This window comes from Acidocella sp. KAb 2-4, assembly GCF_020567705.1.
Lineage (GTDB): Bacteria > Pseudomonadota > Alphaproteobacteria > Acetobacterales > Acetobacteraceae > Acidocella.
Window position 1 is genome coordinate 1 of sequence record NZ_JAJDJU010000029.1, and the last position, 19,346, is coordinate 19,346.

Here is a 19,346-nt window from a genome sequence, read left to right on the forward strand (position 1 = left end):
TTACCAAGCACCGCCTTGTTCAAAACAATCGACACCGCGATTGACTTTACCGACCAGTCCGGATTGGTGATGTCGCTTTCCGTCTGGTCCGTGACGTAAGTTTGATCGAGATCGGAGTTGGACTGTGACGGCTGCTGCGAAGCTGCCGCGTTAGCATTGCTCCTGCCGGCCTTCTGTGGCGGTGCCGTCGCGGAAGCGGTTGTCGGCGAGGGAGGCTCATTTGATAAAGCACCTGGGATACCAATCGCAGCCGTACGACTGCCAAGCTGCGTCGATTGCTGATCCGTCTGATGCTGGATCAGATGGCCCGGACCATACGTGACCTGGTGGATATGCTCTTGGGTGAAATCAAGATTGGCCGACACATTTGCCTGGAAATTATTGGCGCCCACGAGCGGGGCAAGTAATGCCGCCACCCGCACGTTCGCCTCGGCCTCGACCTGGGCTTCGATGGCCAACTGCGCGCCCGTCGTCATAACGCCGCTCAGCGGAAAGACGGTGACGCCAGACGTGGTTTCAACCGTAACATCATTGGCCGCCAAACCTGGCACCGCGCCGGCAACCAGATTTGCGATGGCTTGCCCCTGCGCCTGTGCCGTCGCGGCGTCGGCATCAATCACGACCGAACCCGTGGGCTTCGGCTGATCTGCGAGAAAGGGCGTATCCGGCGGCGTCGCCAGAAAAACCTGCGCGCTGCGGATGCCGTTCATGCTCTGAATGGACTGTTGCAGTGTGAGCTGTAACGCCTGAGTCGCCATTGTCGACTGCGCGAGATCCGACGTTGTCATTGGCGCATTCTCGAGCTGTAACCATGCGGTCTGCACATCTGAACCAGGAACCCGCGCCTGCCCCAATTGCAGCCTAGCCTGAGCGAGCTGCGGCGCGGGAACCAAAATGATGTTGCCTGCCGCCTGAAGCTCGTATGGAATGCCCAACTTTTGCAGTTGGGCGATTACCTTGCCACCATCGGCGGGCGATAGTCCTTCACTCAAGACAGCATAAGGCGGCCCCGACATTTCAAGCCACAACACCGCGCCGAGCGAAATGGCAATCACGCCAGATGCTGCCCAGAGTATCTTGGGCAGACTCGCAGTCCAGTCCCGCAGCCGGGTCAGATGTCGCCGCCAATCTCGCATGTTAGAACTGCATGTTCATGATTGACTGATATGCAGAGACGACCTCGTTACGTACAGCCACAGTTGCATTCCAAGCCACCTCGGCGCGGTCGCTCGCCACCAGCGCCTTGCCCAGCGTCGCGCCCGGCACGCCGGCAGAATAAATCGCCTCCGCAGAGGTCGCAGCGCCCTGCGCGGCACTCACCCCCTGAAGCGCCGAGTTGACAAGATCCAAAAACTTATGGCGCCCATTACCAACGCCCGTAGTGCCGCCAGCGCCAGCCAGCGCAGTAGTTACCGCACCTCCCGCTTGTATCGCCAGATTAGTTAACATAATGATACCTCTTTCATGGCGGCAGACGCGCGCCTACACACGCCCACACACATTCAAAATTACGTTTATTTACAGAACATGAATTAATAGGAATTTGATGTTCTTACGTATTTTCATCTCTCCTGTACTGCGTCCGGGGAGCGCTAAATCAATTTCCAAAGATGGAAAACTTTCGGCTCAATATTCGAATAATACGAAACTTTCTAATAAGTCCTTAAAGACACGCCGGTAAGCAAAAAATATTAATATGCCGAACGGCCAGCTTTTATGATGAAAAACTTTTTGGGCTCCACTATCTAGCAATATGAGCGAGATAATCAGCCTTAGACCTTAATAATCTTACACGCTTAGCGATGAGGCGATGGCAATCGACGGTTTGTTTCGATGTTATAATCCGCTTATTATCTTAACCTGATTTCAATATTTATTCTCCAAGATAGGAGTTAGCCCGCGTAAAATCAGCCAAATGGAGCACGCATCAATGACCACCATACTTGTCCTCGATGACTCTCCGACAATGGTCATGAGTCTGTCGCTCGCTCTCAAGAACGCGGGATATGACGTCGAGACAGGTGCGAACGGCCGCGAGGGCATCATGAAAATCAACGAAGGCACGAAACCATCCGTGGTTCTCACCGACCTCAACATGCCAGATCTTGACGGCATTGGTTTCATTAAGGAGGCACGGAAAATTCCAACCATGCGTTCCACGCCGATCATTGTTCTTACGACTGAGGCCAGTGGCCGCAAGCGGGATGAAGCCCGCGCAGCGGGCGCTTCGGGTTGGTTGACGAAACCCGCGGAACCTAGCCAGCTACTCTCGGTGGTCAAACAGCTTTGCCCTCGGTAGCGCTGCTGTCACACACCCATTCCTGGGCGGCACCTGTTTCGATGCTCTGAGAGAGAAATACCAAGGCTTACACATCATTCTCTGCTGCCGAATAGGGCCAACCCCGAACACACCTCCGCCGCTCGGCACACCGGGCGGCGCTTTCTGTTTGTCAAACCGACTGATGAGCCATTCCGTTGGCTCCAACGCGAGGCGCAAACAAAGGACTAAATTCATTAAATTCCGCCTTAGCTCACGCCATTTTTAAAATGGTGATTATTTGGCATCGCACTGCAGATAGCCAGCCAAAATGAATATAATCAATTGTTTATCCAAAGCTCGCAAATGACTTTATTTATCCTTTCATTTACGAATTTTTAACAACGGCTTCGTAAAACTAGTCTATGTAAACCACGCGGCCAAGGCCGTAGCGAGAGGCGCAGGGCGGTTATGCAGATCGGATTTCTAGATTTCTATGGCGGCGTGCTTAATGTCCGGCAGGAACGCTCAGAACTGATCGCCAATAACATCGCCAATGCAGATACGCCCAGCTATCTTGCCGTTGACGTCCCGTTCGACGCTGCGCTGAGCGCCCAGCTTGGCAGTACGCAAGCAAGCACCACCCCCCAATACCGAGATGATGGCATAGTTGGACTAAATGGCAACGATGTTTCACTGGACACGGAACGCGTTGAGGCTGCGGCGAATGGTGAGGCCATACAGGCCTCGGCAACTTTCCTTCATCAATCAACGGCGGATCTGGTGACGGCATTGCGGCCCAATCCATCCGGGATCTGAAGATAGCAAAGGCTGGAAGATGAGCTCCGATATTTTCAGTATTATTGGCAGCGCGCTCGACGCACAAAACATGCGGATGGGTGCGATCGCGTCAAATTTGGCAAATGTTGATTCGATTACCCCGCCAGGACAGCAGCCTTATCGCGCACATGAGTTGGTCTTTTCGGCCTCACCTGTAACAGGGAGTGCATATAATGGAACGGGAACAGATCTCGCTGACGGAACTGGTAGCGCTGATTTGGGCGTTCAGGTCGTAGACACTGTGCAGAGCAACGCCGATCCGGTCCAGAAATATGAACCCGGCAATCCCTACGCCAACGCGCAAGGCTACGTAACCGGCTCAAACGTTTCCCAGGTCGATGAGATGGTAAATCTGATCGATAGCACAAATTCCTATTCCGCCTCTGTCGCGCTGCTGGAGCAAAACAGCCGCATCGATCAGCAGATTATCTCCAGCTTCCAGGTAGCATAAGATGACCAATCTCGCCGTTTCAAACTCTTCAACCAGCACTTCCGTCGCGGCCTCGACAACAGCGGCGAGTCCAACATCGAGCTCTGGTTCCGCGGCCAGCCTGACACAATCAAATTTTCTTCAGCTTCTAACCGCTCAACTCAAATATCAATCTCCGACGTCCCCCGCCGATCCAACGCAGATGGCTTCGGAATTTGCCGCAATCTCCACCGTTAATGGGATCAACGCGCTTAACAGCAAATTGTCCACTCTGTCCACGAGCACCGGTGCCGCGCAAATTGCCCAAGCCTCCTCCCTGGTCGGCAAGCAGGTTGCGGTCACGGGCAATACACTCATCGCAGGCAGCAACGGCACAGCAGATGGCGCCTTCAGCCTGTCGGGTGGGACCAAGAATACCATGATCACAATTATCAACCCCGACGGCAGCATCGCGTCGACACTCAATCTCGGCGCCCTGCCGGCTGGGCAACAAAGCTTCTCCTGGACCGGCGGGGCACCGGGCACAAACTACACTTATAACGTTTCGGCGGTAGATACCGCCGGCGCTGCCGTCAGCGTCGCGCCATACACCGTTTATACGGTGCAGGGAGTCAATCTCTCCAGCACGTCACCCACACTCAATGTGGCCGGTTCGGCGAATACCATCCCCGTGTCATCTATTCAAACTGTTCTCGGATCTTCCTCATGACTCTGCAAACGGCCCTATCTGGTCTACTCGGTGCGCAAACCGGCCTTAACACCGTCTCTAATGATTTGGCGAATGCGAATACCACGGCCTTCAAGAGCCAGACGGCGTTATTTGAAGACGTCTACCCGGCCAATGCCATCAATACACCTGGCATTGGAACGGCCACGGAAGGTATTTCCTCGGATCTGACACAGGGCAATCTCATCGCCACCGGCAATTCGCTGGACGCCGCGATCCAGGGTAACGGCTATTTTATCGTCAGCAATAGCGGCACTCAGCAATACACACGGGACGGCGCTTTTCAGTTGAGCTCCAACGGCATGCTCGAAACGCTGAACGGAGCCGCCGTACAAGGCTACGCTGGCACAGCCGGGGGCGGACTTTCTGGCACGCTTGGGCCGATCACCATCAATACCGGCTCGATGGGCGCTAATTCCACTAGCAATCTGGGCGTCACCCTCAGCTTGAACTCGAGCGATACCATACCGGCAACCACCACATTCAACCCCGCCGACCCGACAAGCTACAATGACACGACCTCAGTCGTGACCTATGATTCACTCGGCAACGCGAACCAAGTTCAGCTTTATCTGGTAAAACAGCCGACCACAGGCGGGTCTACGCCATCATGGGAAGTCTACGCACAACCGCAACTCGCAAGCGGCACCGCCGTCGGCTCGCCGCAATTACTAACGACGCTCGGCTTCACCTCGTCCGGCGCTTTAACCTCGGGTAGTCCGGCCACGCTGGGCGTGAACTGGGGTAACGGCTCCGCAACGTCCAACATCAATGTCAGTTTTGGCGGTACCACGCTGGCGGCGCAGAATTTCGCCGTAGCGGGACTAACGAATAACGGCTACAGCGCCGGCAGTTATAGCGGGACAACGATATCCAAAGACGGGTCCGTTATATCCACCTACTCGAATGGAAAGACGGTCAGTGCTGGTAATTTGGCACTTGCCAACTTCATCAATACCGAAGGGCTCACACCGGCAACGGGCAATCTATACACGGCCTCCTCCTCTTCGGGGCAGCCCGTCATAAACACGCCCGGCACTGGCTTGGCCGGCACACTGGCGGGTGGAGAGTTGGAGTCCTCAAACGCCTCCACCTCGTCTTTGCTCGTTTCGCTCATACAATATCAACAGGCTTATCAGGCGAACACCTCGGTCATCCAAACCGAGCAGCAAGATAGCCAGCGCCTCGTACAAATTTAATCCATGCAGACGGATTCCCTTTATACCGGCATGGCCGGGCTGCAAGCCATCACTACGCGTATGCAGGCGATGGCCAGCAACTTGGCAAACCTGCAAACGCCTGGCTACGCCGCGGTACAGACGATGACCGAGGCATCACTTTACCAGGGCACAAACGCCCCGGCCGGGGGCGATGCCACCGCACTCACCCCCGGGCCGGATCTGACACAGGGCCCGCTGAACCATACCGGCGATCCCATGAACGTCGCGCTCAGTGGGGATTCCTGGCTGCAAGCGCAAACCAGTAACGGCACTGCGCTGACGCGCAACGGCACGTTACAGATCTCGGTGGACGGAATCCTGACCGATTCCGCCGGCAACCCGATCCTCAGCGCCGGCGGGCAACCGATCAGCTTACCGCCGCTCACCAAGCTGGAAATCAGCACCGATGGCACCGTGTCTGGCGTGCCACTCTCCAACCCCTCGGGCCCGGCGCAGAGTTATGGGCAGATCGGGCTGGTTTCCACTCCCACCGGCACGCTAACACCGCTTTCTGGCTCGCTTTACAGCCCGCCCGCGGGCATTGCGCTCACGCCTTCGGCTGATGGCGCGCTACATCAGGGGTATCTGAATGACAGCAATGCCGATCCCACGCAAAGCATGATCGAGATGATCGACAGCAGCCGCTCCTATCAGCTGCAAACGGACTTGATGAAAACCCAGTCCACCGCTTCACAAGGGCTGAACACCTTGCTGGCGCAGGGATAACGCCGATATGCCGACCATCTTCGCCAACGGAGCAACCGCATGAACCACGCGCTGGATACGATCGCCACGGGCCTGAACGCGAGCCAGACGATGATGGACACAATCGCCGACAATCTCTCGAACGTTAACACGACGGGCTTCAAGGCGGAGACGCCGGAGTTTCAAACTCTGCTATACCAAGACGGCATCCAGCCGGGCGCCAACTCAACGAGCCAAACCGTCTACCCTTCGGGGCTGGAACTCGGCACAGGCGTGCGTGTTGCTTCCATCAAGGACACATTGACCCAAGGCACGCTCACCAGCACCGGCAACCCGCTTGATCTCGCCATCAACGGCGCGGGCTATTTCCAGGTGATGCTGCCCAGCGGCCAGACCGCCTATACGCGGGATGGCTCCTTTCAGCTCAACCAGGCAGGGCAACTCGTCACCTCATCGGGCTATCAGGTGTTGCCGGGCGTCACCATCCCGTCTAACGCCACCTCCGTGACCATCGGCACGGACGGCACCGTGTCGGTCACATCCCCCGGCTCATCCTCAGCCACACAGATCGGCCAGATTCAACTTGCCAACTTCGTAAATCCGCAAGGTTTGCAGCCGCTCGGCGGCAACCTGTTCGCAAGCACCACGTCGTCCGGCACCGCCACCACCGGCGCGCCGCAGAGCAATGGGCTGGGCTCGGTCAATCAGAGCTACCTCGAATCATCGAATGTTGATGTCGTGCAGAGCATGGTTAATATGATCTCGGCCGAGCGCGCCTATCAACTCGGCACGCAGGCCGCCAGCGCCATTGATAACCAGCTCAACTATCTGGCCCAGGCCGCGGCTGGCGCATGAAAAGGCTAACCGCCCTCATCGCACCGTTGGCGCTTGCCGCCTGCGTCACCAAACCACCGGGACCGCCCGCCTTGGTCGCTCCAGCCTCGTTTCCGGTGGAGGTGCAGCCGCAGCAGCAAGTGACCGACGGCTCGGTGTTTCCGGTCGGCGCTTCCGGTTCGCTCTATGAGCCGCGACGCGACTGGCGGGTCGGTAACCTTGTAACCATCAACATCGTCACCAGCAGCACCGCGAACAACATCGATGACGCCTCACTGAAACGGACCGGAAAATTATCCGACGCCATGACCAGCTTCATGGGCGTGCCGATGAGTTTCGGCAGCATCAATGGCGGCAGCCTGCAACCCGAAATCAGCGCTAATTCGGATCAGGAATATAACGGCGCCGGCGCCAGCACGGCCGCCAACAACATTAACGGCCAGGTGGAAGCCGTCATCACTAATGTCGACGCCAATGGCACGCTGGCAATCGCGGGCCGTACCAACGTGAACATTAACGGCAACGTGATCAGCATCGTCGTCACCGGCTATGCCAGCCCGGAAGATATCACCGCCAACGCCACGATCAGTTCCAATCAGGTTGCCGACATGAATGTGCAATATGTCGGCAACGGCCCGATCAATGGCGCGCATGACGTGCCTTGGCTTCAACAGATCCTCAATAAGGTCTCGCCATTTTGAAACCTCACATTCTCCTGATCGCCAGATTGCTGGCAATTGGCGGGTTGATCCTGGTGGCGCCAACGGCATCGGCTGACAGCACCACCATCGGCCAGCTCGTGACTGTCGCCGGCGCGCCAACCAACCAGCTTTACGGTTATGGCCTCGTGGTTGGCCTGGCTGGCACGGGCGATCAGACGACGCAGGTCCCTTACACGCAGCAGACGATCCTCAACATGCTGCGCAACATGGGTATTTCGCTGACGAATGTGACCAGCATGCAGCCGAACGATGTCGCCTCCGTCATGGTTACGGCTGAGGTGCCCGCCTTCGCCCATGCCGGGCAACGGGTGGACGTAACGATCTCTGCCATCGGCAATGCTTCGTCACTCGCGGGCGGCGTGTTGCTGCCGACCCCGTTGCGTGGCGGTAATGGTCAAGTTTACGCGCAGGCCCAGGGGCCTTTGCTGGTTAGCGGTTTTGCCAGCTCGGCTGGCGGCAACACCACGAGCGTGAATGTGCCGACCGTCGGCAACCTGCCCGGCGGCGCCATTCTCTCCGCGACGATTCCCGCCAGCTACGACGTCAACGGCAATTCCGCGCTGCTGCTCAACACGCCGAGTTTTGAAACCGCCCAGCGTATCAGCGACGTCATCAACGCTGCCTATGGCGGCAGCACGGCTTCCGCGGCTTCACCAGGCGAGGTCGATCTCAGCGCTAACGGGCAAGACCCGATGCGATTCATGTCCAACATCCTATCACTTCCGATCACCACACCGCAGCAGCCGCCCACCATCATCGTTGACGCGCAAAGCGGTACAATCGTGATGAATGCCGGTGTCACACTCGGCCCCGCCGTGGTCAGCCATGGCGATCTCACCGTGAATATCCAGACGCAAAACGCCGTCAGCCAGCCGGGGCCGTTCAGCAACGGAACCACTGTGGGCGTGCAAAACTCGGTGGTCAGCGCCAAGCAGGGCAAGGCGCAGGTCATCAACCTGCCCCGCGCGGCAACACTGCAGGATGTGGCGGCGGCATTAAACGCGGTGGGCGCCACGCCATCCGACCTCATCGCCATCATCGAGGCGCTGAAACAAGCTGGCGCGATCAATGGCAACATCAAGGTGATCTAAGATGCTGGTCACGACAATCCATAACTTGGCAAATGCCACGCCGCAAAAGCCGAGCTTCTCTTCAACCGTGGAGCGGGTTGCCGGCATGTTATGGTACGAGATGCTCTACTCGATGAACGAAAACGGCATGTCACCCGACTCTCTGGGCGCGGGCGGCGGCGAGTTTCAAAGCATGTTTCTGTGGAATCTCGCGGAGAATCATTTCGACAAATACGACTCCGCGTTGCTGGCGGCGGTGACACGGCAAATTGGCGGCAATGCGAGTGAGGCCCCCGCCGCTACCGCATCCGCCGTACCTTCGCCCATCGCCGCCCCCCCAGAACCCTCCACGACCGGGAGCGCGGCCGACGCCGCCACGGCAACCGCCCAGACATCAGCGTCGCAGCCGCCGGCTGATATGCTCACACAAGCGAAAAATTTTGTGAAATCCGTCTGGCCACAAATCACCCAGGCGGCGCAGAATCTGGGCGTTCCGCCCGTGGCGCTCCTCGCGCAAACCGCACTGGAAACCTGCTGGGGTGCCGCCGCGCCCGGCAACAACATCTTTGGCATGAAAGCCAGCGGCGGTGAGGCGGGCACTGTGCGTGCCACGCACGAGGTGATCGACGGCGTTCTGACGCCAAAATCTGCAAGCTTCCGGAATTATCAAAGTCTCAACGATAGCATTTCGGATTATGTTGGCCTGATCCAGTCCGGCTTCTCATCCGCCCTTGGACAAAGCACTGTGTCCGGCTTTGCTCAGGCCCTACAAGCGGGCGGCTACGCCACCGACACGAATTACGCCAGCAAGATCATCAACATCGCGAACTCCCCGCTCATGGCGCAGGCTCTCTCCGCTATTGGCGCCAATCCATCATCTGCAAATACGGCAGGCACACCATGAGCGGCATCACTAGCGCCATTAACACCGCCCTCTCGGGGCTCGATCTGTTTGAGACCGGCATTGCCACGGTCGCCAACAATATCTCCAACGCGAACACACCCGGCTATTCCGCCGAAACCGCGAACGCGGCCACAGCGGTTGGCGTCGCGAACCAGCCCGGCAGCGGTGTGCAACCGGCGCAGATCATCCGCGCCGCCAGCGGCCTGGCCGCGGCACAGCTGCGCAACGCCAATAGTGCCAGCGCCGCTGCGACGGCACAATCCACCGCGCTCACCAACCTCTCCAACGCGCTCACCAATAATGGTGACGTGCAGAGCGCGATCAATCAATTCTTCGGTGACATCAGTACACTTGCCGCCAACCCCACGAGCAACGCGCAGCGCCAGACCGTTCTTTCCGACGCACAGATCGTAACCGGCACCTTCCAGAGCGCCGCGCAGAACATGAACACGACCACCGCCACGGCAAGCGAATCCCTCGCCACCGGCGTTACCTCTGCCAATGGGCTGCTCAGCCAACTCGCCACCATCAATAAGAGCTTGGGGCAGGCGCCCAACGACCCGTCATTGCTCGACCAACAGCAGGCGGCATTGAATTCTCTCTCGGAGTTCATGCCCATAAGCACGCTGCCGCAGAGCAACGGCTCCGTCATCATCACCACGGGCGGCACAATTCTGGTCGATCAGAGTGGCCCCAAGGCTCTGGCGCAAACCACCACCAGCGCTGGCACACCCGCCATCACCGCCGGCACCAACGCGGTGCCGGTGACACTCGCCGAAGGTGACGGCAGCCTTGGCGCGGCGATCGGCAACATTCAATCGGGCAACGCCGCGCTGCAAGCGTTAAACACGTTGGCGGCGGTGTTTGCCGGCAAGGTGAATACCGCACAGGCCGAAGGCCTCACGCCGGCCGGCGCGCAGGGGCAGCCGCTCTTCTCGGTACCGGCGCCGAGCGTGACACCTGGCAGCAACAATGCAGGCAGCGCCTCGATCGCCGCGTCCATCACCAATAGCGGCGCCCTGCCCGCGGATGGCGGGCCGTTTCGGCTCACCTACAACGCGACCAATGGCTGGAGCGTCACCGATCAGGCAAGCGGCCAAAGCTACAGCGCCAGCGGCACACCGCCGGTGATTGCCGGCATGACCCTCGCGATTTCCGGCACGCCGGCGAATGGCGATCAGTTTACGCTCAACCCGGCGCCAAACGCGGCAACAGGTATCGGTGTTGCCGCCATTCAAACCGGCGACATCGCCGCCGCCGATCCTTACGTGCCAAATACTGGCACGTTGCAGAGTGACGGCTCCATCGCCAACACCAATGCCGGCACAGTCACCACGGGCAGCGACATCACCACCGCCACCCCGGCGAGCAACGCAGCCGTTGTTCCCGCCGGTTATTACGGCCAGCCTCTGCAGATCATCTTCACCTCGCCGAGCGCCTACACCGTGAGCGTCGCGGGCGGCACGGGTTCGGTCATCGCCAGCGGCACGCTGGGCAACAATGGCGGCAATATTGCCGTCGCCTACCCCGCCTCGGGCGCGGCCGCCGGGCAATATTGGCAATTGCCGATCACCGGCACCCCAGCCAGCGGCGATACGCTCACCCTCACCCCTGGCGGCAGCTCCAGCGGCAGCAACGCCCAGCGCATGGCCACGCTCTGGACGACACCTTCCACCACCAGTTCCGGTGCGTTGGAGCAGGCTTTCGTCGGCTTGGCCACCGGGCTGGGGGCCAATGCCGCCGCCGCGCAGACTCTCGCCAGCGCGACCTCCACGCAGGTCTCCACCGCCACCAAAAATCTGCAGACCGTGTCCGGCGTCAACACCGACCAGCAGGCCGTGCTGCTGACGAATTATCAGCAAGCCTATCAGGCCGCCGCCCAGGTCATCAACGCCGCGCGCACGATGTTCACCTCCCTGCTGCAATCCGTCTGAGGAATGACCATGAAGAAAATCATCATCATTGCGGCGGGCACCGTGGTTCTGCTCGGCGCCGCCATTGGCGGCACAGTGGCATATTTTACGCTGGGCCAGCACAAGGAGACCGCCGCGCACCCCGCGCCACCGCCGCCAAAACCCATCTATTTCGCCGCGCTCAACGATCTCGTCGTGAGCGTGCCCGCCGACAGCAACGATCCGACCAGCGCCTACATCCAGATTACCTTGCAATTCTCCACATTCGACCAGAATGCGGTGACCACCTTCACCAATCTGCAACCGATCATCAAGGCGCAAATTATCAACCTGCTCATGGCGCAGACGGCGAAATCACTCACCGATCCGAGCACGCATGACGCGCTGAGCAAGCATTGCCTGGATATCGCCAACCAGGTGCTGAACACCAGCGCCAATTACACGCCACCCAACCCGTTCACCGCCGCCTATATCACCAACCTCGTCGAGCAGAACTAAGCCGATGGATACGGCAAGCCTAAGCAGCGCCGCCGCCCTGCTCGTCATCCTGTTCGTGCTGGCGGGCGCCGCCTTTTTGGCGCGGCGGTTGCGCGGCTCGGCCTGGGGGCAAAAGCTGAATGCGGCGGCGCAGCCAATCAGCATTCTCGCGACACGCCCGCTCGGCGGGCAGCACAGCCTGGTCATCGCCGAAGCCGAAGGCCAACGCTTCCTGCTCGGCGTCAGCCGCGGCGGCATCACCGCCATCGGCAGGCTCAGCAGCCATGACTAGCCCGGCCGCCATCACCATCGTCAACGCGCTGGCCGGCAACGGCGGCGAATCCTACTCGCTCAATGTGCAGAGTCTTCTGGTCATCACCACGCTGGCGTTTCTGCCCGGGCTGATCCTGTTGATGACCTCGTTCACCCGCATCATCATCGTGCTCTCGGTGCTCCGGCAGGCATTGGGCCTGCAAACCACCCCGCCAAACATGGTGTTAGCCGCGCTGGCGCTGGCGATGACCGTGTTCGTCATGCGCGGCGTCATCCAGCGGGAGCAGGATCAAGCGCTGAATCCCTACCTCTCCGGGCAGATCAGCTTCTCCCAGGCCATCCAGGCGGCCGAACCGCCGATCCAGGATTTCATGCTGGCGCAAACCCGCAAGGCGCCGCTGCATCTGTTCGTCGATCTCTCCGGCGGGCACTATGCAAACCCGCAATCCGTGCCCTTCACCGTGCTGGTTCCGGCTTTCGCCACATCAGAGCTGGAGACCGCATTTCAAATCTCCTTCCTCATCTACATCCCCTTCGTGCTCATCGATCTGGCGGTGGCCTCGATCCTGATGTCGCTCGGCATGATCATGGTTTCGCCCACGCTCATCTCGCTGCCATTGAAGCTGCTGATGTTCGTCTCCATCCACGGCTGGGTGCTGGTACTTGGCACGCTGGCCAACAGCTTTGCCAGCGGGCACTGAGCATGCCCCTCTATCTCACATTGCTGCATGAAGCGTTGGGCACCGCCTTCAGCGCCACCGCGCCCCTCATCCTCGCGCTCGTGCTCGTTGGCCTCATCACCTCGGTCGTGCAAGGCGCTTTGCAGATCGAGGACGCCACCTTCGCCCTGCTGCCAAAAACGCTGGCCCTGATCTTGCTGACGCTCACCGGCGGCTTCGGCGCGCTCAACATGTTTGAGACATTAGCGGCGCTGTTCATCACGCACGCCCCTGAGCTGGTGCGCCAAGCATGGTATTAGACCAGGCGCAGATCCTGTCCTGGCTCGGCCATTTTTTATGGCCGTTCCTGCGCATCACCGGCCTGTTCCTCACCGCGCCACTCTATGGCTCCAACCTGATCCCGGCGATGGTCAAATCCGTCATCGCCGCCACCTTCGCCGCGGCGCTGGCCCTATGGCTTCCCAATCTGCCGCCCTTCCCGGGTGATCCGTTCAGCGCCATTTACGCGGGCGTGGTGCAAATCGCTTATGGCGCTTTGCTCGGCATGGCGATGCAGATCGTCACCGCCGCGATCGCCAGCGCGGGTGAAATCGCCGGGCTGTCCATGGGCCTCTCCTTCGCCGAGCTGCAATTCCGCGAATCCCACGGCAACACTCCGGTGCTGTACGATGTTATGCTCTGGGCCGGGCTGCTCGGCTACATGGCCGCTGGCGGGCCGATCTGGCTGTTCGCCGCCTTGGCGCATTCCTTCGCGCATGGCATCGGCGTGGCGCCGCTGTCATCCTGGGCCAATCTCGCCGGGCTGGGCGGCGCGCTGTTCAGCGCCGCAGTGGGGCTGGCCCTGCCGGTGATGGCGGTCGGGCTCTGCGTCAACCTCACCGTCGGGCTGACCACCATCTTCGCCCCGAGCATGAACCTGCTCTCCATCGGCTTTCCGCTGCTCATCCTGGCCGGGCTCTGGATGGTCACCGCCAGCCTACCCACGATCGACCCCACGGCCCAACACCTCACCCTCACCTGCATGGACGCGGTCGCCGCGCTGCTACCGCATGGCTGAGGATAGCGGCGAGGACAAACGCCACGCGCCAACCGAGCGCCGCCTCGCCAAAGCGGCCGAGCGCGGCGATGTCCGCCGCTCGGCTGATCTGCCAAAGGCGGCGGGGATCGTCGTCATCACCCTGCTCACGCTCGGCGCCGCCGCTGGCATCGGCGCGCATCTGCAGGCCGACGCCGCCGCCTGGCTGGCCGATGCCGGCACCGCCAGACCCGAAGCCGCCGCCGGTTGGAGCGGCGAGATGTTCGCCGCCATCTTCCCGCTGCTCTCCCTCCTCGCCGCTGTCGCGCTCGCCGCCAGCCTGTTCTCCGGCGGCTGGGTGTTCGCGCTGCAATTGCTCAAGTTCGACGCTTCCAAGCTCATGCCGCAAACCGGATTGAGCCAGATCATCTCGAAATCCAGCCTCATCGAAACCGGCAAATCCATCATCAAATTCGTGGTCATCGGCGGTGTGGGCGCGTTCTCGATCTGGCTGCGCGAGGATGACTACGCCGCGCTCGGCTGGCTACCCGCCCCCGGCGCCGGGCCACTCATCGGCATCACGCTGCAAGTCATCACCGCCATTTGCGTCGTGCTGGCCCTGTTCGCCGCCGCCGATATGGGCGTGCAATATTGGCTGCACAGGCAGAAGCTGCGCATGTCGGACACTGAAATCCGCGAGGAAATGAAGGAAGCCGCCGGCAACCCGCATGTGAAGTCGCGCCAGCGCATGCTGGCCCGCAAGATGGCCCGCGCGCGGCAAATGAGCAAAATCCCCGAGGCCTCGGTCATCATCACCAACCCCACGCATTACGCCTGCGCCATTCGCTACCGCCGCGGCGCAGATCGCGCCCCAATGCTGCTCGCCAAAGGCGTAGGGCTACAGGCTCAGGAGATCATGGCGCGCGGCCGAGGGCTGGGCATCCCGGTGGTCGAGTCGCCGCCACTGGCGCGGGCCATGTATCGCCATGTGGAACCAGGCGAGCATATCCCCATCGCACTCTACCGCGCCTGCGCCGAGGTTTTGGCCTATGTCTGGCGGATGCAGCGCTGGCGGGCGCAAGGCGGGGCACGGCCTACTCCACCCCCCGTGCGCGAGGGCGAGATCGAGGTCTCACGCTGGGCGCTGGATTCCTGATCCGGCGCCATGTCGCGGCAAAGCCTTAGTTCTTGGCGCCGAAACCCAGGAAGCCTGCTTGCGGGTTCGGGGTGCCGGGGTTGGCCCCCCCCATCGGCGTGGCTGCGCGCGGCCCGGCCTCAACGGCCGGGGCCGCCATGTGGTGCGGCTTAGGCTTGGGCGCGGGAACCGGCGCATCCAGCGTCCAGGGCTGCCCCACCGGCCCCGATTGCGCCCCCAGCTCGTTACGGGTCTGCAGCAGCAGGAAGGTGATCGTATTCCGGTTGAGCGCGATCGAGAGATCCAGCGGCGTTTCACCGAACTGGTCATGCGCGTTCAAATCGGCGCCGCGGCTCAGCGCGTCCTGCGCCGCATTGTAGTCACCCTTGTTGATCGCCGCGAACAGCGCCGTGGTCGGGTCGCCCGAGGCGGGCTGCTGCAGCTTCGGCCCCGTCGCCAGCGGCGCGGGGGAGCCCGCGCCCGGCAGCGCTGGCGGCGCGATATCCGGGGTCCGGGCCTGCGGCTGCGGCGCGTTGCCGCCCGTCAGCCCGGGGTTTGGCGACATCTGCGCCAGAGCCGGCGCGGCGCCGACAGCCAAAACCAGACCCAGAACGGGAAGACGAAGATGTTTCATGCTGCGGTTCTCTAGCTGATGCGCCCAGGGCCGTCCATGCGGCCCCGGGGCTGGCGCGGCTTATTTGGTCTTGCCGCGCAGGGCCGCCAGTTCCTTCTGCAGGCGCTCCACCTCGGCGCGCAGGCCGGCGATCTCCTCATGCGCCTCCGGCGCAGGCGCGGCGGCGGCTTCCTGCTTCTCCTCGCCCTCGCGGTAGAAGGGGGAGAACAGCGCCATCGCGCGCTCCATCATCTCCATGTTCTTGCGGCCGACTTCCTCCATGCCCGGGGGCATGAACGGCCCCAGCGTCTTGCTCATGGTCTCGCGCACGGTTTCCTGCTGACGGGCGAAATTCTCCATCGCCTGCTCGAAGTAGCGCGGCAGCATGTTCGGCACGTTGCTGCCGTAAACCCCAATCAGCTGGCGAAGGAAATTGGTGGGCAGCAGGGCGTTGCCCTTGCCCTCTTCCTCCACGATGATCTGGGTCAGCACGCCGCGGGTGATATCCTCGCCGGATTTGGCGTCATACACGACAAAATCGCGGTCCTTGCGGACCATTTCCGCGAGATTGTCGAGGGTGATGTAGGTCGAGCTTTCCGTATTATAGAGACGGCGATTGGCGTATTTCTTTACAACCACGGGCTGTGGCTTGGAAGCCGCGCTTTCGTTCATTAAAATTTCTTCCATCCCAGTTTCGCCGTCACGCGGCGAGGCAAGTTCATTCAACCACGAATTTTGTGCGTTGCACAGCGTTCCGGCGCATGTCAGTTATGGCGGATTTTTCCCATCCGCGCTAGGAGTCGCCCGGCGGGCAAGCAGGGACCGAATGCGTTATGGACGACAATCTGGCCAAGGATTTCGTGGTCCTGTGGCAGAGCGAACTAACCGCGATGGCGGCGGACCGGGAGTTGCGCGAAACCTGGGCCGCCACATTGGCGCTGTGGGCGCAGGCGGCCAATGCGGCCGCGGCGTATCTGCCGCATGACCCCGCGCCCCGAAGCCCCGGCGCCGCTCAGCCGGCGCGGCCCGCGGCCGCTGATGCTGCATCTGGGCCTGGCGTGGATGAAGTCGAGCAGCTTAAGCGCCGGGTCGCTGAACTGGAACAGCATCTGGGCGAACTCCTTGCCGCAAGAGGCCCCCGCTCCGGCGGCGCCGGGGATGACGCTTGAGGAAATCCTGCGCGCCGACCGCGCGCTGATCGCCGGGATCGCCGCCTATCGCAGCGCCGCTTATGTCCGCCAGCTCCCAGCCCCGCCCGCGATGTGGACGGAGGAGGAGACCCAGCTGCTGGACTATGGCGGCAATGGCCCGGCGGTGCTGTTCGTACCCAGCCTGATCAACCGGGCCTATATCCTCGACCTGATGGAAGACGGCTCGATGCTGCGCTTCCTCGCCACGCAGAACCTGCGCCCTTATCTGCTGGACTGGGGCTGGCCCGGCCAGGTCGAGCGGCAATTTTCACTCACCGACTACATCGCCGGGCGGCTGGAGCGGGCGCTGGCCGCCATCTCCGGCCCGGTCATCCTGGCGGGGTATTGCATGGGCGGGCTGCTCGCCCTGGCCGCCGCCCTGCGCGCGCAGCAGGCGGGCGGCAAGGTCTCGGCCCTGGCGATGTTCGCCACACCGTGGGATTTCCACGCCGCCGACCCCTCGCTCGGCCAGCGCATCGGCGAGGTGATGCCGGCGGTGGAGATGATGCTGCAATTCTCCGGCACGCTGCCAATCGACGCACTTAATACATTATTCACAATGGTCGACCCCTATGGCGTGGGCGACAAATACCGCGACTTCGCGGCGCAGGACAAAACCCAGCCGCGCGCGCGGCGCTTCGTGGCGATGGAGGACTGGCTGGCCGACGGCGTGCCCCTGGCCGCCCCGGTGGCGCGCGAGACGCTGGGCGGCTGGTATGTCGCCAACACCCCGGCGCGCACCCAATGGCGCGTCGCCGGCCAGGCGGTTGATCCGGGTGAACTCACCCTCCCGGCCTTCTGCGCCATTCCGGCGCGAGACCGGCTGGTGCCCGCCATCTCCGCGCAAGCCCTGGCCGCCCGGCTCCCCCGGGCGACGGTGATTCAGCCCAAGGCCGGCCATATCGGCATGGTCGCGGGCACCAATGCCGAAGCCGCGCTCTGGCGGCCTTTCGCGGAATGGGTTCGCGGCCTATGATGGCCACGAGCCGTTCAGAGTCCCAACGTAAAGGAACACGCCATGGAAGACATCGTCATCGTCTCGGCCGCCCGCACCCCCGTCGGCAGCTTCAACGGGGCTTTCGCCTCCACGCCAGCCCATGTCCTCGGCACCGTCGCGCTGAAGGCGGCGATCGCGCGCACCGGGCTCTCCCCCGCTGAAATCGATGAAGTCATCCTCGGCCAAGTACTGACCGCCGGCCAGGGGCAGAACCCCGCCCGCCAGACCGCCCGCGCCGCCGGCATCCCGGATGACAAGACCGCCTTTGTCATCAACCAGGTTTGCGGCTCGGGCCTGCGCGCGGTCGCCCTCGCGGCGCAGCAGGTGATGTCTGGCGAATCCAAGATCGTCGCCGCCGGCGGGCAGGAGAGCATGAGCCTCGCCCCGCACGCCGCGCATCTGCGCGCCGGCACCAAGATGGGCGACACCGGCCTGATCGACACCATGATCAAGGACGGCCTGTGGGACGCCTTCCACGGTTACCACATGGGCACCACCGCCGAAAACGTGGCCCGCAACTGGCAGATCAGCCGCGACGAGCAGGATGCTTTGGCTCTGGCCTCGCAGCAGAAGGCCTCGGCCGCGCAGAAGGCCGGGAAATTCCGCGACGAGATCGCCCCGGTGGTGCTGACCACCCGCAAGGGCGAGGTCGTCGTGGACCAGGACGAGTACATCCGCCACGATGCGTCGCCCGAGAGCATGGCCAAGCTGAAGCCCGCCTTCAGCAAGGACGGCACGGTCACCGCCGGCAACGCCTCCGGCATCAATGACGGCGCCGCCGTGCTGCTGGTGATGAGCGCCAAGGAGGCCGGGCACCGCGGCCTCACCCCGCTCGCCCGCATCGCCAGCTTCGCCACCGCGGGCGTCGACCCGGCGTTGATGGGCTCCGGCCCGATCCCGGCCTCGCGCAAGGCCCTGGCCCGCGCCGGCTGGGCGGTCGCCGATCTCGACCTGATCGAAGCCAACGAGGCCTTCGCCGCCCAGGCCTGCGCCGTGAACAAGGATCTCGGCCTCGACCCGGCGAAGGTGAACGTGAACGGCGGCGCCATCGCCATCGGCCACCCGATCGGCGCCTCGGGCGCGCGCATCCTCACCACCCTGCTGCACGAGATGAAGCGCCGCGACGCCAAGAAGGGCCTCGCCACGCTCTGCATCGGCGGCGGCATGGGCGTCGCCATGTGCCTAGAGCGCTAATCAGGCCTTGACCAACATCAGCCCGGAACCGGCGACGGTTCCGGGTTTTTTGCGCCCACACCGCGCCCCCTGCGGCTTGACGCCGAACGCCTTCACGAGGGACAAGGCTTCTGACATCTGTGGGATAAACCACGCCGTAAGCGAGGGAAA

24 protein-coding genes are annotated in these 19,346 nt (G+C 61.9%); 20 read left to right on the forward strand and 4 right to left on the reverse strand.

The features are described 5' to 3' along the window. Together fliF and LI953_RS13665 are read right to left on the reverse strand one after the other, a co-directional pair. On the reverse strand, positions 1-1,055 hold a 1,055-nt coding region (gene fliF, locus LI953_RS13660), incomplete at its 3' end, for a flagellar basal-body MS-ring/collar protein FliF (protein ID WP_370635808.1). An 82-nt stretch (positions 1,056-1,137) separates the two neighbouring features. Further along, complete coding sequence (locus LI953_RS13665; RefSeq protein ID WP_227076650.1) at positions 1,138-1,449, reverse strand: flagellar hook-basal body complex protein FliE; 312 nt, start codon at positions 1,447-1,449, stop codon at positions 1,138-1,140. 481 nt (positions 1,450-1,930) lie between these two features. Between LI953_RS13665 and LI953_RS13670 the strand changes: the two genes are divergently transcribed. From LI953_RS13670 to LI953_RS13750, 17 genes are all read left to right on the forward strand, one after another. Beyond that, the gene (locus LI953_RS13670; protein WP_227076651.1) at positions 1,931-2,299 is read left to right on the forward strand and encodes a response regulator; all 369 of its coding nucleotides are present in this window, start codon (positions 1,931-1,933) and stop codon (positions 2,297-2,299) included. 429 nt (positions 2,300-2,728) lie between these two features. Beyond that, positions 2,729-3,076 (forward strand): flagellar basal body protein, encoded by a 348-nt coding sequence (locus LI953_RS13675; protein ID WP_227076652.1) that lies wholly within the window; start codon positions 2,729-2,731, stop codon positions 3,074-3,076. 19 nt (positions 3,077-3,095) lie between these two features. Then, a complete protein-coding gene (gene flgC, locus LI953_RS13680; RefSeq protein WP_227076653.1) occupies positions 3,096-3,548 on the forward strand; it encodes a flagellar basal body rod protein FlgC in 453 nt (150 codons plus the stop codon). A gap of 1 nt (position 3,549) precedes the next feature. Further along, positions 3,550-4,236: a flagellar hook assembly protein FlgD gene (locus LI953_RS13685; RefSeq protein ID WP_227076654.1), complete on the forward strand. Its 687-nt coding sequence runs from the start codon at positions 3,550-3,552 to the stop codon at positions 4,234-4,236. Continuing rightward, positions 4,233-5,453, forward strand: coding sequence for a flagellar hook protein FlgE (locus tag LI953_RS13690; RefSeq protein WP_227076655.1), 1,221 nt, complete (start codon positions 4,233-4,235; stop codon positions 5,451-5,453). The genes LI953_RS13685 and LI953_RS13690 overlap by 4 nt, the downstream gene beginning before the upstream one ends. A 3-nt stretch (positions 5,454-5,456) precedes the next feature. Then, positions 5,457-6,200, forward strand: coding sequence for a flagellar hook-basal body complex protein (locus tag LI953_RS13695; protein WP_227076656.1), 744 nt, complete (start codon positions 5,457-5,459; stop codon positions 6,198-6,200). A gap of 39 nt (positions 6,201-6,239) precedes the next feature. Then, on the forward strand, positions 6,240-7,034 hold the full coding sequence (gene flgG / locus LI953_RS13700; RefSeq protein WP_227076657.1) for a flagellar basal-body rod protein FlgG: 795 nt from the start codon (positions 6,240-6,242) through the stop codon (positions 7,032-7,034). A 26-nt stretch (positions 7,035-7,060) separates the two neighbouring features. Beyond that, positions 7,061-7,714, forward strand: a complete 654-nt coding sequence (locus tag LI953_RS13705) for a flagellar basal body L-ring protein FlgH (RefSeq protein ID WP_227076658.1) — start codon at positions 7,061-7,063, stop codon at positions 7,712-7,714. Continuing rightward, positions 7,711-8,826, forward strand: a complete 1,116-nt coding sequence (locus tag LI953_RS13710) for a flagellar basal body P-ring protein FlgI (protein ID WP_227076659.1) — start codon at positions 7,711-7,713, stop codon at positions 8,824-8,826. Before LI953_RS13705 ends, LI953_RS13710 begins: the two co-directional genes overlap by 4 nt. A gap of 1 nt (position 8,827) precedes the next feature. Then, positions 8,828-9,709 (forward strand): glycoside hydrolase family 73 protein, encoded by an 882-nt coding sequence (locus LI953_RS13715; protein ID WP_227076660.1) that lies wholly within the window; start codon positions 8,828-8,830, stop codon positions 9,707-9,709. Then, positions 9,706-11,643: a FlgK family flagellar hook-associated protein gene (locus LI953_RS13720; protein WP_227076661.1), complete on the forward strand. Its 1,938-nt coding sequence runs from the start codon at positions 9,706-9,708 to the stop codon at positions 11,641-11,643. The genes LI953_RS13715 and LI953_RS13720 overlap by 4 nt, the downstream gene beginning before the upstream one ends. 9 nt (positions 11,644-11,652) lie before the next feature. After that, the gene (gene fliL / locus LI953_RS13725; protein WP_227076662.1) at positions 11,653-12,120 is read left to right on the forward strand and encodes a flagellar basal body-associated protein FliL; all 468 of its coding nucleotides are present in this window, start codon (positions 11,653-11,655) and stop codon (positions 12,118-12,120) included. 4 nt (positions 12,121-12,124) lie between these two features. Then, complete coding sequence (locus LI953_RS13730; protein WP_227076663.1) at positions 12,125-12,391, forward strand: flagellar biosynthetic protein FliO; 267 nt, start codon at positions 12,125-12,127, stop codon at positions 12,389-12,391. After that, entirely contained in the window at positions 12,384-13,073 is a 690-nt protein-coding gene (fliP, locus tag LI953_RS13735; RefSeq protein WP_227076664.1) for a flagellar type III secretion system pore protein FliP, read from the forward strand. The genes LI953_RS13730 and fliP overlap by 8 nt, the downstream gene beginning before the upstream one ends. A 2-nt stretch (positions 13,074-13,075) precedes the next feature. Further along, positions 13,076-13,351, forward strand: coding sequence for a flagellar biosynthetic protein FliQ (locus tag LI953_RS13740; RefSeq protein ID WP_227076665.1), 276 nt, complete (start codon positions 13,076-13,078; stop codon positions 13,349-13,351). Continuing rightward, the gene (locus LI953_RS13745) at positions 13,342-14,109 is read left to right on the forward strand and encodes a flagellar biosynthetic protein FliR (RefSeq protein WP_227076666.1); all 768 of its coding nucleotides are present in this window, start codon (positions 13,342-13,344) and stop codon (positions 14,107-14,109) included. Before LI953_RS13740 ends, LI953_RS13745 begins: the two co-directional genes overlap by 10 nt. Next, positions 14,102-15,223, forward strand: coding sequence for a flagellar biosynthesis protein FlhB (locus LI953_RS13750; protein ID WP_227076667.1), 1,122 nt, complete (start codon positions 14,102-14,104; stop codon positions 15,221-15,223). Before LI953_RS13745 ends, LI953_RS13750 begins: the two co-directional genes overlap by 8 nt. 25 nt (positions 15,224-15,248) lie before the next feature. On the opposite strand, the gene LI953_RS13755 is transcribed toward LI953_RS13750, so the two are convergent. Then, complete coding sequence (locus LI953_RS13755; RefSeq protein WP_227076668.1) at positions 15,249-15,836, reverse strand: ankyrin repeat domain-containing protein; 588 nt, start codon at positions 15,834-15,836, stop codon at positions 15,249-15,251. A gap of 60 nt (positions 15,837-15,896) precedes the next feature. Next, positions 15,897-16,487 (reverse strand): polyhydroxyalkanoate synthesis repressor PhaR, encoded by a 591-nt coding sequence (gene phaR, locus LI953_RS13760; protein WP_227076669.1) that lies wholly within the window; start codon positions 16,485-16,487, stop codon positions 15,897-15,899. Between the two features lie 161 nt (positions 16,488-16,648). Here phaR and LI953_RS13765 point away from each other — a divergent pair, with 161 nt between their 5' ends. The 3 genes from LI953_RS13765 to LI953_RS13775 are packed head-to-tail and all read left to right on the forward strand — an operon-like array spanning position 16,649 to position 19,196. Beyond that, on the forward strand, positions 16,649-16,984 hold the full coding sequence (locus tag LI953_RS13765; protein WP_227076670.1) for a hypothetical protein: 336 nt from the start codon (positions 16,649-16,651) through the stop codon (positions 16,982-16,984). Next, entirely contained in the window at positions 16,974-17,981 is a 1,008-nt protein-coding gene (locus tag LI953_RS13770) for an alpha/beta fold hydrolase (RefSeq protein WP_227076671.1), read from the forward strand. The genes LI953_RS13765 and LI953_RS13770 overlap by 11 nt, the downstream gene beginning before the upstream one ends. A 42-nt stretch (positions 17,982-18,023) precedes the next feature. Continuing rightward, a complete protein-coding gene (locus LI953_RS13775; RefSeq protein WP_227076672.1) occupies positions 18,024-19,196 on the forward strand; it encodes an acetyl-CoA C-acetyltransferase in 1,173 nt (390 codons plus the stop codon). Positions 19,197-19,346 lie beyond the last annotated feature (150 nt).